We start from the raw sequence: 13,529 nt of genomic DNA on the forward strand, positions 1-13,529 counted from the left end.
TTCTAGGGAAAACCTTGTGCCGGGCGGTCAGGTGCTGGCAGTCGCTGCCCTAATCGTCGTCCCCTTCCCGAAGACCGCCCTTGTCGTCGCCGGCGTCATGGGTGGGGCCGTCGTCCGAAACGCCTGCGTCCCTGAGCCCGCCTTTATCGTCGCCGAGGTCGTGGGTGACGGGGTCGTCGGTGACGCCAGGTGCCCTGAGGCCGCCTTTGTCGTCGCCGAGGTCGTGGGTGACGGGGTCGTCCGAGACGCCGGGTGCCCGGAGGCCGCCTTTGTCATCGACGACGGGTGGAACAGTCTGCGGTTCGGCCGGCACGAGCTGCGTTTGACCGGCGGCAGGCTCGGGAACCGCGGTGATGGTGGCGCTGGGCCTTGGGGCGGGCAGCTGCGCCGGCCGGTCCTCGGTTTTGGGCTTGTCGTCGCCGGACTTCACGTCCGCGACCACCACGCCCGGCGACACAGCCGGGGGCGGGCCTGCGTTGGCCTGGGTCCAGACGGTGAGACTCGCCGCGCCCATAACAGCTGCAACAGGAAGATACCAGAACTTCTTCATCGGTTCGCCTTTCTTGGTGGTGTATCCGCTTTTGGTTGTGCATCCACTGTGCCCGGGGCCCGTGAGAGGGGGATGAGATGTTTATGAGAGACTTCTCATCCAGCCGAAGATGCCTGCGAGGGGGAAGCCGGGACGGCTACAAAGCGGTATCCCGCACCGCGGACGGACAGGAATTTTTCCGGGCCAAGCTTGTTGCGCAGGTACCCCACGTAGACGTCCACCACGTTGGAGGACCCGTCAAAGTCGTATCCCCATACCCGGCTGAGCAGCTGCTCCCGGGTGAGCAGTTTGCCCTCGTTCTCCACAAACGCCCGGGCCATGGCGAATTCCCTGGCGGACAGCGGCACTGTCCGGCCCCGCACGGTTGCGCAGCGGAGGTCGACATCGAGGCTGATGTCCCCGTGTACCGGGACCGGCGGCGCCTGCGCACCGGCGCCGTCACGCAGCCTCAGGCGGATCCGCGAAAGAAGTTCCTCGAAGCGGAAGGGTTTGGTCATGTAGTCGTCCGCACCGCCGTCGAGCGCCCCAAGGGTGTCCTGGAGTGAGTCCTTGGCCGTCAGCACTATCACTGGAACCTCGCAGCGCATTGACCGCAAGGCCGCAAGCACAGCCAGTCCGTCCATCCTGGGCATGCCGATATCCAAAATGAGCAGGTCGAACTCCCCGGAGCTGCCGTAGTCCAGCGCCCGGATGCCGTCCTCCACGGAAGTGGTGGTGAAACCTGCGGCTGTGAGGCCCTTGGTGATGAAGCTCGCGATCCGTGGTTCGTCGTCGGCGATCAGGATCCTTGGCATGTCATTCCTCCTGGCAGTGAAAGGACAAACCGGCTGCCCTCGTTGATCCGTGAAGTAACCCGCAGTGCGCCGCTGTGTGCTTCGGCGATGGCCTTGACGATGGGCAAGCCCAGCCCCGATCCTTCCGTGCCGCGGGAAACTCCCGCCCTGGCGAAGCGGTCGAAGATCCGTTCCTGGTCCGCTGCGCTGATGCCGCACCCTGTGTCTGCCACCCAGATGTCCAGGCCCGCTCCGGAAGATCCGGGTTGTCCCGGCAGTGCCGTGCCGTCCGGCGTTCCGGTCCATGCTGCACCAAGGGAAATCACATCGTGCGGCCGCGTTGACTGCACAGCATTCGCTGCCAGCTGTTCCACCGCCTGGGTGAGGCGGTGGCGGTCTGCGCGGATGCGGCCCCCTGGCATGGCGTCGATCCGCCACTGCCGGTCGGCCAGCACCTTGATCCTGTTCATCGCAGCCTGCAGGAAGGAGTCGACGTCGATCCAGTCCGGCCGGAGGAAATCCGGACGCCCGCTGCGGGCGAGCAGGAGGAGCTCATCCACCAGGGATTGCATTCTGTCCAGTTCTTCCAGCAGCAGGACCTGGGTTTCGGCGACGTCCTGGGGGTCTGCCGCCGAAAGCAGCTGGAGGTGGCCGCCGATGATGGTCAGGGGTGTACGAAGTTCATGGCTGGCATCATCCACAAACCGGCGCTGGTCGGCGATGCCGGTTTCCAGCCTGTCGAGCATGCGGTTGAAGTCGGTGGCCAGTTGCGAGACGTCGTCGTCTCCGGGCGGTACCTGGACCCTGCTGCTCAGATCGTCAAAGGTGATGGATCCAGTGGCTTGGCGCAGGCGCCGGACGGGAACAAACAACCGGCCCGTGACGATGTAGCCCACGGCGCCGGCCAGCAGCAGCGTGGCCAGCGAGACCAGCGCGAAAGTCCCGAAGGACCCGATGGCCTGCTCGCGCTGACGCCCAATCTCATTCGCTGCCACCAAAAGCCCGCCGGCCGTTCCGTCACCGAGCGATACTGACGTGATGGCCAGGCGTACCTGCCGGCCGTCCAGGGTCATGTCATGGAACACGGTGCGCCCTTCCCGCTGCTCCGCGCGGACAGTCTCCAGCACTGCGGAAGCCGCGAGATCTGTTGGCTGGCCTCCCGCGGGCAGGAACGTATTGCCGCCGTTGATGGTGGCCATCACGGAGTCATACCGGCCCGGGGTGTCACCCTGGAGGAAAACGGTAAACAGTACTTCCAGGGAGCTGGAGGGGCCTCCGCCCGGAACACCCTGTTCCGCGATGTTCTGGAGCCGCTCGGACTGGAGCAGGAGATCCTCGTTGACCCGGCTGTTGAGGCTACGCAAGTCAAGGGCAAGCGTGGTGATGCCGGCAACCAGCAGGCCCGCCGCCAGGAAAGCCAGGACAGTGGCAAGAACGCGAAAGCGGACAGTATGCAGTCCTGCCCGCAGCCGCTGCCAACCACCAGCCAGTGACAGATTGCCCAACATCGAAGGGAGATTGAGGAAAGCCCTGGTGGATACGTTCATCTGGATTCCCCTCCCATCGGCGCCGGCACCAGAGCTGTCGTCACAAACCGCCAGTGTGCCCATACAAGGAAAAATAGGGTAGGCCGGTTGGGGAAAGCTTTGGCTCTGCCCATCGCGCTCCCAAGAGGCTACCTAGGTTTTTCCCAACATCCCCACGAGCATCAAATCGTTGGTCTAACCAGCGGAAACGCTTCCCCGCCGGTTTCTTCCTTCAGGTCACGGCGTGGGGTGGCAAAACCGGCTGTGCGTAGGGGCCTCAAAACCCAAGTATGGGTACTCCAAGAACTGAGTACTCAACACTGTTGTCCGGGTGTTTGCCCACCCTTTTCAATGGGACTCACGCATTGACCTATTTGTATTTGGGGGAGACCTTCGTGATTACTCTGGAACTGGCGAAGAAAGCGGCCGATGCCCGCACCCTTTCTTTAGCACCTTCTGTAGCACCGCCACAGATGCCGGCGCTTCAGATTTCTGTTTTTGGTCCGCTGACAATCCGCCGCGGTGGAAAGGAACTCACCGCCAAGGACCTGGGGGGACCCAAGCCCCGCCAAGTGCTCGAAATCCTCTTGTTGAGTTTCGGCTCGGCGGTATCCAAGACCCGCATCATGGACTTGCTCTGGGACGGCAACCATCCAGCCGTTGCCCTGCCTACGCTTGAAAGCTACGTCAGTGTCCTTCGACGCCACCTGCAGCCAGGCGCTGGCCGGACTGGCCCCCTCCGGACAGTCACAGGCGGCTATGCCATCGACCGTTCGCTCGTGGAACTGGATCTGGACCGCTTTGAGACTCTGACAAAAATGGCCAGCCAGGCCGAACCCAGCGAGGCGCTCGCCTTGCTCACCAAAGCACTTGAGCTGGCTTCGGCTCCGCTGCTCGGGGACGAACTGCTGCCGGCCTGGGCCGAGCAAGAGCGGGCCTTGCATGCGGACCAGGTTAACATTGCACGCGTGCTGGCTGCAGAAGCGGCCCTTTCTGTCGGTGACGTTGCCAAGGCGATGACCTTCAGCAACGCGGCGCTGAAGGAAGATCCCCTCAACGAGCGGGCATGGACGGCCCTGGTTCTTGGACTGGAACGCAATGGGGAGAACACCGAAGCCCTGCGGACGTACGACCGCTGCCGGAGGGTCATGGATGAGGAACTGGGCTGCGCCCCCGGTCCGTTGCTGAGGGCGGCACAAGCCAGGCTCCTGTCAAACACCGCGGCAGCGTCACGACCGGCGGAAGTCCGGGGTCCCATTCATGTGGTCAAGGAAAGCCGCCACCCTGCCCCCGCAGCCACCCGGCAGGAAACGGAACGCCTGCGGATCCTGATCGCTGACGATCACACCACGTTTTCGGACCTGCTGGCCGGAGCGCTGGACCGGGAGCCGGACCTCGCGAGTGTGGGAGCGGCCAAGTCAGTGGCATCAGCGGTGAGCATGTTCCATGAACTGCAGCCCGACGTCGTCATTATGGACCTGCACCTCGCTGACGGTTCGGGGCTTACGGCGTCCGAACGCATTCTCGCTGAAGCCCCCGATGCCAGGATCGTCATGCTGACGGGCAACCCGTCGCAGGAAGCCCTTCGTGAGGCCGCCGGCATGGGGGTGTGCGCATTCCTTCCGAAGGACGGCGCCCTGGGGATCATGCTGGACACCTTGAGGCACGCCCGGCCCGGCAACCTGATTGTGCACCCGTCCCTCCTTATCGGGTTGGGCAGCACGGGGGCGCAGGCACCGGGACTTTCGGCTTAGCCACAGCAGGCCCGCCATGCCAGGACGAAATGCCGGGGATGCCGCTCCCGCCAACCGCGGTGGTCGTGGCAGCGCCGAGCGGCGTGAGGTCAGGGCCGCCGTTGCGCGTTTTCTTACCGCAGGCTTCATAGCGCTTGTCCTGGTGGCCACCCCCGTTGCCTTCTGGATCCGGGACGCTGCCGAAAGGCACGCTTTGGACAACGCAAGAAATGTTACCCAGCGTCTGGCCGACCGGGTGGTGGGCCCCTTGATCACGGACCAGCTCATTGCCCATGATCCTGCCGCGCTGCAACTGCTGGATCAACGGCTCGAGCCGTGGCTGGCGGAGAGCGGCGTAGCCAGGATTAAAGTGTGGGACGAACACGGCGAGGTGATCTACTCGGACGCCGAATCACTCATCGGGCAGGTGTTCGAACAGGAGGAATGGGCGCGCAGGCTGCTCGCCGGCGGCCCGGCCACGGCCACCCTGGAACCACAGGACGCGGCGGAAAATGCGTTCGAGACCGGCTCCGGCGAACTGGTGGAGGTCTACGTCCGTTCAACGTCCCAAAGCGGTGCGCCGATGATCTTCGAAACCTACTCTTCGGGCGACGGGGTCCGCAGCGAACAGCAGGCCGTCCTGATGGGTATGGTGCCGCCGATGCTGTTGTCATTGGCCGTCCTCCAATTGGCGCAGCTGATTCCGGCCGTCCGGCTGGCCCGGCGGATCCAGGTCCACCAGGCCGCACGCACAGCCCTGCTGCACTGTGCGATCGAGGCGTCGGACCACGAGCGCCGGCAGATCGCCAGTGAACTCCACGACGAAGTGATCCAGGACTTGTCCGGGCTGGCGTATGCCCTCGAATCAGTAGAGGGACGGGGCCCGGCAGAGCAAGGGCCCGTGTTCTCGAAGGCGCGCAGCATGCTGCAGGACAACATCCGCACCCTCCGGGCCATGACCAGCGAGCTGTATCCTCCCGACCTCGATGAGCTCGGGCTGAAGGCATCCATTGCGAGGCTGGAGGCGCCCCTCGTGGAGCGCGGCATCCGGTTGGCCGTTGACATACCGGACAAGCTGGACCTGGACCGGGACCGGGCCGTGCTGGTTTATCGTGTGGCCCGCGAAGCCCTGGTTAATGCCGCCAAGCATTCCGCGGCGCACTCCGTGAAGATTCGGATCCGGCAGGCCGGCCAGATCACGCAGATCACAGTCTCGGACAACGGCCGCGGCTTCAACCCGGGCGGGCCCCGGCCGGAAGGCCATTTTGGCCTGCGGATCCTGGGGGACACCATCCAGCAGGCGGGCGGCGGCCTTGAAGTCCGCTCCACCCCGGGGCTGGGGACCATCGTGACAGCCACCTTCGGTGTGGCCGCGCCCGCCCTCCGGTTCGCCGGCCTGCCTGGCCCGGGTGCAGCCCCTGGACAGGACGTGGCGGCGATACCGGCACAGCGGGGTACTGCCGCTTTCTGACCGGCCTGGTGGTCTTTTGATCCATGCGGGCTGTCCGGCTGACAACGGCTCCGGGACGCAATGGGTGGCAGAGCGCAGAGCAGTTGGGTGCAGCACGACGGCGGATAGCACCTTGGGGACAACGCCTGACGGCGGATAGCGCCTCATCGGGACAACGCACGACGGCGGATACCGCCTTGTCGGGACGGCCCGACGGCGGACAGCATCAGGGGTGGACAACGCGTGACGGCGGATAGCACCTTGGGGACAACCCGCGACGGCGGATAGCGCCTCGGGACGGCGCGCCAGCGAACAGCACCAAAAGGGACCAGCGCGACAGCGGACACACCGAGGCCCGGCGGCTTCCGGATTGGTACCGGGAGCCGCCGGGCCTTAGTTAGTGCAGGAACCCCTTGCGGCTATTTGTTCGCCACAGCGGTGGGGCCGGCAGTGCCTCCCACACTGGATTCGATCCAGACGCTGCCGGGGTTGGTGGTGCCTGCGTCGGCATTCCGCAGCCGCAGTGTGTAGACGCCGCCGGTTTCCGGAGCGACCGCGGGGGTCACGTTTGCCTGGCCCAGCACACGGCCCTGTGGGCCGCCAACGTGCACGGTCACTATGCCGCCCACCACGTTGCTGGTGCCGTTGATCCGCAGATCCCCGATCTTCCACTGGGCCAGGCTGATGGTGACCTTGTCCGGGACGGGCGTTACCTTGACCTCGTCCGTGAGTGTGGTGGTGCCAACAGTGACTGTCAGTTTGAAGGTCAGCGGATTGTTGGTCATCGGGTACTTGTAGATTGGCAGGCTGAAGGTTGGCTTCAGTGTGGTGTCTGCGCTCAGGAGAACCTTGTCCGGATCCGAGGCTCCGGTCAAAACCTGCTCCCATTTATAGGTGGCGCCGGCGGTGCTGGAACCGGTGCCGTCCAGGGTGACCGTAGTGGGCGTGGTCCGCCGCGTGACGGTCTGGTCCGGTCCGGCAATGGCCACAACGGCGCCCTGTACGGTGACGGGAGCGCTTCTGGCTGATTCTGGTCCATCGCCGTTTGCGTTGCTGGCCCTCACGGTGAACTCGTAGGCCGTGTCACCAGTCAGCCCGTCATAGACCAGCGACGTGATGTCCCCGGCAACCTTCTTGGGACTGCCGAACGCTGGACCGCCGGCGGTGTAGGCCTGCACTGTGTAGCCGGTGATGTCCAGCCCGGCCGCTCCGGCGTCCGGTTTTGTCCAGGACAGTTCCGCCGTTCCCATCCCTGCCTTGGGCGCGGAGCTGATGACAGGGGCGGCCGGTACCGGATCATTGGTGATGGTGAACTCGGCCGTGCCGTTATCGGATTCATTGCCGGACGGATCGATTGCGCTGAAGGTGAAGGTGGTGCTCTCGCTGACCATGATCGGACCCTTGTACAGGGTTGCGTTGGGAGCGCCACCGCCGTTGGTCGCAGGGTCTGATCCGTCCGTTGTGTAGTAGATGTCGCTGCCCGGTTCGTCGGCTTCCAGCTTCAGCTCCTGTGGAGTGGAGAAGGTACCGCCATTGGGCGACGCCGTCACCAGCGGTGCCTTGGTGTCCGTTTCGGCAAAGGCGTGGATGGCCGGGTACGTCTCGCCCACGCTGCTGACGGATACTACGTAGACGTCATATTCTTCACCGCTGGCCAGGCCCTTGATGGTGGTGCTGGAGGCAGCCTGGCTGTTGATGCGCACGCCGGACTCCACCTGTTCGTTCCCGGTCATTGTCTGCGCAACCGCAGTGACGCGGTAACCGGTGATAGCCGGTGTTCCGGGGATAGCCGCAGCGGGCGTCCAGTTCACCTTCAAGTCACCGTTGACTTTGGCTGCGGACACGTTGGTGGGCCCCACGGGACCGGAGCCCAGTGGCCCGTTAGGGCAACCGCCCATTCCAGGGCCGCCGGCTTCGCCGAACTCTGCGATGGTCAGGCCCTGCCGGTTTCCGTCTGCATCCTGTTCCTGCCACGCCATGGAACGCGCGCCGCCGGCGGCGGCGGCAAGTTCGGCGGCGGCTGGTTCGTCAAAGATGTACGTGGCGGTGAAGGAATCCGGGCCGTCGAGTCCAAATTCAAGGCGGGACTGGTAGCCGTCCTCCACCGCCTGGGGCCCGGAGACCGCACGGACGTCCCGGCGGCCTACTGAGGTGTCCTTCAAAGCAGGCTCGATAATGCGTTGTTCCATCTGGTCCCTGTTGACACCCGATCCGACGTGCCCCTTGACGGTCACGGTGTTCCCGTTGGTGAGGACGGAACTGGTGTTGACGAAGGTGTCCTGCACGGTGGTGGTGCCTGCTTCCGCGCCGCCGAACTTGATGGACACGGCGTCACCGGGCTGGATATCGGGAGTGACTTTCAGGTTTGTCCCGGCACCCCAGCAGAAGCCGCCGGGGTGGTTGATTTCGAAGGCCACGTCACCGGCTGCGACGACGCCCTGGGCGGAACCGACCAGGCCGACTCCCGGCCGGCTGACCTCCACGGTGGCGGTCTGGCCCAATTTGTCCTGGTAGCCCTCAATCGTGACGAAGTCACGGTCGGGGAACACCACCACGTTGTTGGGGAACGCCGGGACAGCCGCGTTCGCCGTCGGGATGGCTAAGAGGGACGCGGCGCAAAGTACGGTCGAGACAGAGCCGACAATGGCGGCACGTCCGTAGCTTTGGCGGCGGTACCTCGGCTCTCTTGGTTGGTTTGGTGCTGTTTTCATGACAACCTCGCAGGTCCTGGGAGCATGCGCGAAGGCTTCACGCACAGCTACAACCTAGGAACGCCACCTTGGAGAAAGACTAGCCAGCAGCTGGATCCATGCCTCGTCTGTGGTTGTCAGGAAGGCGTGAAAGCCCCAGTGCCCGTACTGCGGGTTCAACCGTTCCTAGGGAATCCCAAGGAGCGGACGCGGGCATCAAAACGGCCGCGCTTCATTCCTTGAAATGCGTTGAGGGCAGGCCGCCCGGCAGTTCCCGCAGCATGGTTTCCGCTACGACGCGGGCTTTGACGTTCCGGTGGCTTGAGGCTTGGGCAAGGATGTGGAAAGCGTCGTCGTAGGAGCACCGGTTTTGTCCCATGATCACTCCGCAGGCGACGTCGATGGAGGTACGGCCCTGCAGGGCCGCCTCGAGTTGTTCCGCCCTGGCCTGTGCTGCGCGCAACTCAGCTGCCGACAGGTAGCTGCCTGCTGCCAGTTTGCTGAAGGCGCCGGCCGCGACTATAACGCCGGGAGTGAAGGCGTTGTCCTGCGGGGCCAGGAGCGTCAGGGTTGCCAGGCTGTCCGCGTGAAGCTGCAGCGGCACGGACAGGAGCGACCTGTAGCCGGCCTCGCCCAGAGGGCGCCAATACGAAGGCCACCGGGGATCGGCCGAGTAGCTGTTGGCCATGAGCGCCAGATGCCCGGCGAGGGCGTGGGATACCGGTCCGTCCCCGCGGCTTTGATCGGATTGTGCCAGGAAGGTGGCGCCGCTGCTGGCGCCTGCCGTCAAGGCCGGGTGGCGTGGGCGTACCAGTGTCACGGCACAGTCCAGGGTGCATCCGGCCAGCTCCGACAGGGCGGATGTTGCGGCCAGGCCGAGGAGTTGCAGGGAGGCCTCGTCACTGTGGGCACGCAGGTCCAATAGAACGCCGAACCTGGGCGGGGCCGCTGACCGGCTGTGGAACCGCGCCGTTCCGTTGCTGCCGTCACCGGCCCCCGCTTGATGGGGCGCCCGCTTCAGGCGCAGCTCAATTCCCACAACCTGCTCCCGTCAGCAGCGGTCCCCGAGGATATCTCTTGCTGCACGATACGGGGTGGGGGAGAGGGAACGCCCGAGTAACCGGTACTCGACTTTTCAGCAGGGCATTACTGCGGTGGCCTGGGGCCGGTACATGTGCGCCGGCTCAGGACTGGCCGGCGAGCGTGAGGGTAATGAGGACAATGTTCAGGCCCACGATCAGCGTGGCGCTGGTCCACCCGGCGATCTTCAGGGCATTGGAGTCCGTATGGATGCCCATGACCTCCCGTTTGCCGGTCAAACGGATCAGCGGGATCAAGGCAAACGGGATACCGAAGCTGAGCAGCACCTGGCTGAGCACCAAAGCGAGGGTGGGCTCAATCCCGGCCCCCAGGATGATCAAGGCCGGAATCAGCGTGATGATACGGCGGGTGAGCAGGGGGATGCGGACTTTCAGCAGCCCGCCCATGATGGTGGCACCCGCGTAGCAGCCCACGGACGTCGAGGCCAGGCCCGAGGCCAGGAGGCCGATGGCGAAAATGATGCCGACGGCGGGGCCAAGCGCGGATGTGACAGCAGCGTGGGCGCCGGCGATGGTGTCCGTTCCCTCGATGCCGCGCAGGCTGGACGCGGCCAGCAGCAGCATCGAAATGTTCACCACCCCCGCCAGCAGCAGGGCACCGACGACGTCGAACCGGGTGGCACGGATCAGCCGTGTCCGGACGGCGGGGTCTTCGGAGAAACCGTGCCGGTCCCGGGCCAGGGCGGAGTGCAGGTAGATCGCGTGCGGCATAACGGTGGCACCGAGCATGCTGGCCGCGAGCAGGACGGTGTCAGTACCTTCAAAACGGGGCAGCAGACCGCCTAAAGCACTTCCGCCGTCGGGCGGGTTGACGAACAGTCCGGTCATGAATCCGACAGCGATGACGCCCAACAGCACCAGGATTGCGTACTCGAAGGACCGCTGGCCCCGTTGGGACTGGAGCGCCAGCAGCAGCATCGATGCCACGCCGATGATCACCCCGCCGGCCAGCAGGGGCAGCCCGAACAACAGGTTCAAAGCTACGGCGCCGCCGATGACCTCGGCCATGTCGGTAGCACCGGCAACGATTTCGGCCTGCACCCAGTACAGGCGCCGACGCTTTGTGCCCAGCCGCTTGCCCATTATTTCTGGAAGGCTCATGCCCGTGGCCAGGCCCAGCTTGGCCGACTGGTATTGGACGAGGACTGCCATGGCGTTGGCCACCACCAGGACCCACACCAGCAGGTAACCGTAGTTGGCTCCAGCGGTGAGGTTCGCGGCGACGTTTCCGGGATCCACATATGCGATCGCGGCGACGAAGGCAGGGCCGAGCAGCAGGAGCCGGGACCACACCTTGCGGGGTGCGGGGCGGAGTTCAAGAGTGGGTGCGGCCATGGCAATCCTCATCATCGGGGCGTTCTGATACGAGGATAACCGAAAGTTAGGCATACCGAAAAGTAGTTTTTAGGAGGTCCGACGTGGCGGGCTGCGATGTCCTGGGCTTCTCGGTACAGTTTTGCGTGAATACATCCAGTCTTGTACTTTGGTGGCATGGAAACACTCACGCAGGCGCCTGTACTGGCCCGCTTCGGGTATGCGGTCTCGGACCCTACCCGCGCGCGGGTTCTCTTGGCACTCTCCGGCGCCCCGGCTTACCCCTCCGTTTTGGCTGATTCCCTGGGCGTCTCCCGGCAGAGCATGTCCAATCACCTGACCTGCCTGCGCGGCTGCGGCCTGGTGGTGGCCGTTCCTGACGGGCGGCGGACCCGGTATGAGCTTGCCGACGCGCGGTTGGGTCACGCGATCAGCGACCTGATCGGTGTTGTCCTGGCCGTCGATCCTGCCTGCTGCGCCCCGGACGGGAAGTGCTTCGCATGACCGCGCTGCCCGGAGCCCCCACCGTGGAACGGCGCACCGTCCTGAACCGCCGGATCCGGCTGTTCGCCGCCGCAACCATCACCTACAACGTCATTGAAGCGGTGGTGGCACTCTGGGCCGGCAACGTGGCTGATTCTTCCGCGTTGATCGGGTTCGGGCTGGACTCCGTCATTGAGGTGAGTTCCGCACTGGCTCTGTCGTGGCAGTTCTCGTCCAAGGATCCGGAACGCCGTGAGCACCTGACGCTGCGCATCATCGCCATCTCGTTCTTCGCCCTGGCCGCCTTCGTGGCCACGGACGCCGTACGTGCCCTGACCGGAGGCGAAGAGGCCCGGCACTCCACTCCCGGCATTGTCATCGCCGCGTTGAGCCTGGCCATTATGCCCGTGCTGTCCTGGGCGCAGCGCCGTGCGGGCCGTGAACTGGGTTCAAGGACTGCCGTCGCCGATTCCAAACAGACCCTGTTGTGCACCTACCTTTCTGCCGTCCTGCTGATCGGCCTGGTCCTGAACGGCACCCTGGGGTGGTGGTGGGCCGATGCCGGGGCCGCCCTGGTTATTGCCGGGATCGCGGTCCGTGAAGGTATCAGTGCCTGGCGGGGTGAGGCGTGCTGTGCAGTTCCCCACGCCAACGACGCGCGCGGTCACGGCGAAGCCGGCGATGACTGCTGTGCACCAGCAGCCACTCAGACCCCCGCCGCGGCGGAAGCTCCGGTTGTTGGGGAACAGGAAGATGCCTGCTGCCCCGGCTGCCGGGCCGCTGCCGGGCCGGCGCCGGTGAGCCTGACCCTCGGGACGAAGCCGGCTGATCGATGAGCGCTGTTTCCACCGCACGGAACGTCCGCATTGCCATCTGGACCATCCTCGCGGTGCTCGTCGCTGCTGGCCTGGTCTGGTACGTCGTGTCCGCTGCCAACAAACCGTCTCCCGCTGCGCCCCAGGCCGTCGATGCCCAGTTGGTCCGGGAGGACAGCCACCGCGTCTCGAACCCCGTCACTGAAAAAGCCCAACTGGTGGAGTTCCTGGACTTCGAATGCGAATCCTGCCGTGCCGCCGAGCCGCTCGTCCAGGAGCTCAAGGCGGAGTACGGAGACAGGATTACGTTCATTCACCGGTACTTCCCACTGCCGGGCCACGCGAACTCCGGAGTAGCCGCACTCGCCGTTGAGGCGGCCGCCCAGCAGGGCAGGTACGACGCCATGGCAGCCAGGCTTTTCGAGACCCAGCCGCAGTGGGGCGACAAGCAGGACTCCCAGGCGGCCCTGTTCAGGACATTCGCCGAAGAGATCGGCCTGGACATGGGGAAGTTTGACGCAGCCGTAGCCGCCGAGGAAACCAAGGAGCGGATCCGCAGGGACATCGCCGACGGAAAAAGCCTGGGCGTAAGCGGGACCCCCACCTTCTTCCTTGACGGACAGAAGCTCACGCTGAACAGCGAGGCCCAGTTCCGCCAACTGCTCGACGACGCCGCACGCTAGTCTTTGCCTGGCCCCGGCGGAAGCGGGATCTTCAGGCCCTGCCAAGATTGGTCCGTGAGTATTTCAAAATCTGTCCTCTTGTTCATCCTGGCTGCGGCGGCCGAAATCGGCGGTGCCTGGCTCGTGTGGCAGTCCGTCCGCGAGGGCAGGCAATGGTGGTGGGCAGGCCTTGGCGTGGTGGCCCTGGGCATCTACGGCTTCGTGGCCACGCTCCAACCGGACGCTCACTTCGGCCGGATCCTGGCAGCCTACGGAGGCGTGTTTGTCGCCGGATCCCTGGCCTGGGGCATGGTTTTCGACGGCTTCCGCCCGGACCGCTGGGATATCGCGGGATCAGTGATCTGCCTGCTGGGAGTCGCGGTCATCATGTTCGCGCCCCGCAGCGCAGGCTGAACTGACACCCGCCCCGTCA

The 13,529-nt window shown here is 65.1% G+C and carries 12 protein-coding genes; 6 read left to right on the forward strand and 6 right to left on the reverse strand.

Going from position 1 to position 13,529, the window contains the following annotated elements; all coding sequences use genetic code 11:
* Positions 1-49: 49 nt before the first annotated feature.
* The 3 genes from QRN11_RS03115 to QRN11_RS03125 form a co-directional block, all read right to left on the reverse strand.
* Positions 50-550, reverse strand: a complete 501-nt coding sequence (locus QRN11_RS03115; RefSeq protein ID WP_285249842.1) for a hypothetical protein — start codon at positions 548-550, stop codon at positions 50-52.
* A 95-nt stretch (positions 551-645) separates the two neighbouring features.
* The gene (locus tag QRN11_RS03120; RefSeq protein ID WP_285249843.1) at positions 646-1,344 is read right to left on the reverse strand and encodes a response regulator transcription factor; all 699 of its coding nucleotides are present in this window, start codon (positions 1,342-1,344) and stop codon (positions 646-648) included.
* Entirely contained in the window at positions 1,329-2,870 is a 1,542-nt protein-coding gene (locus tag QRN11_RS03125) for a sensor histidine kinase (protein ID WP_285249844.1), read from the reverse strand. The genes QRN11_RS03120 and QRN11_RS03125 overlap by 16 nt, the downstream gene beginning before the upstream one ends.
* Positions 2,871-3,244: 374 nt before the next feature.
* Here QRN11_RS03125 and QRN11_RS03130 point away from each other — a divergent pair, with 374 nt between their 5' ends.
* Together QRN11_RS03130 and QRN11_RS03135 are read left to right on the forward strand one after the other, a co-directional pair.
* The gene (locus QRN11_RS03130) at positions 3,245-4,603 is read left to right on the forward strand and encodes a BTAD domain-containing putative transcriptional regulator (protein ID WP_285249845.1); all 1,359 of its coding nucleotides are present in this window, start codon (positions 3,245-3,247) and stop codon (positions 4,601-4,603) included.
* A gap of 16 nt (positions 4,604-4,619) precedes the next feature.
* Complete coding sequence (locus QRN11_RS03135) at positions 4,620-6,053, forward strand: sensor histidine kinase (protein WP_285249846.1); 1,434 nt, start codon at positions 4,620-4,622, stop codon at positions 6,051-6,053.
* 398 nt (positions 6,054-6,451) lie between these two features.
* Here QRN11_RS03135 and QRN11_RS03140 read toward each other — a convergent pair whose 3' ends face one another.
* From QRN11_RS03140 to QRN11_RS03150, 3 genes are all read right to left on the reverse strand, one after another.
* Entirely contained in the window at positions 6,452-8,743 is a 2,292-nt protein-coding gene (locus QRN11_RS03140) for a fibronectin type III domain-containing protein (protein ID WP_285249847.1), read from the reverse strand.
* A 211-nt stretch (positions 8,744-8,954) separates the two neighbouring features.
* A complete protein-coding gene (locus QRN11_RS03145; protein WP_285249848.1) occupies positions 8,955-9,761 on the reverse strand; it encodes a GAF and ANTAR domain-containing protein in 807 nt (268 codons plus the stop codon).
* A gap of 145 nt (positions 9,762-9,906) precedes the next feature.
* A complete protein-coding gene (locus QRN11_RS03150; RefSeq protein ID WP_285249849.1) occupies positions 9,907-11,157 on the reverse strand; it encodes an Nramp family divalent metal transporter in 1,251 nt (416 codons plus the stop codon).
* A 156-nt stretch (positions 11,158-11,313) separates the two neighbouring features.
* Here QRN11_RS03150 and QRN11_RS03155 point away from each other — a divergent pair, with 156 nt between their 5' ends.
* From QRN11_RS03155 to QRN11_RS03170, 4 genes are read left to right on the forward strand one after another with little or no spacing between them, the layout of a single operon-like run.
* Positions 11,314-11,640, forward strand: a complete 327-nt coding sequence (locus QRN11_RS03155) for an ArsR/SmtB family transcription factor (RefSeq protein WP_285249850.1) — start codon at positions 11,314-11,316, stop codon at positions 11,638-11,640.
* Positions 11,637-12,455, forward strand: coding sequence for a cation diffusion facilitator family transporter (locus QRN11_RS03160; protein ID WP_285249851.1), 819 nt, complete (start codon positions 11,637-11,639; stop codon positions 12,453-12,455). The genes QRN11_RS03155 and QRN11_RS03160 overlap by 4 nt, the downstream gene beginning before the upstream one ends.
* Positions 12,452-13,117, forward strand: a complete 666-nt coding sequence (locus QRN11_RS03165) for a DsbA family protein (RefSeq protein WP_285249852.1) — start codon at positions 12,452-12,454, stop codon at positions 13,115-13,117. The genes QRN11_RS03160 and QRN11_RS03165 overlap by 4 nt, the downstream gene beginning before the upstream one ends.
* Before the next feature lie 54 nt (positions 13,118-13,171).
* Entirely contained in the window at positions 13,172-13,510 is a 339-nt protein-coding gene (locus tag QRN11_RS03170; protein ID WP_091416408.1) for a YnfA family protein, read from the forward strand.
* Positions 13,511-13,529 lie beyond the last annotated feature (19 nt).

Source organism: Pseudarthrobacter sp. fls2-241-R2A-168 (assembly GCF_030209335.1).
Taxonomy (GTDB): Bacteria; Actinomycetota; Actinomycetes; order Actinomycetales; family Micrococcaceae; genus Arthrobacter.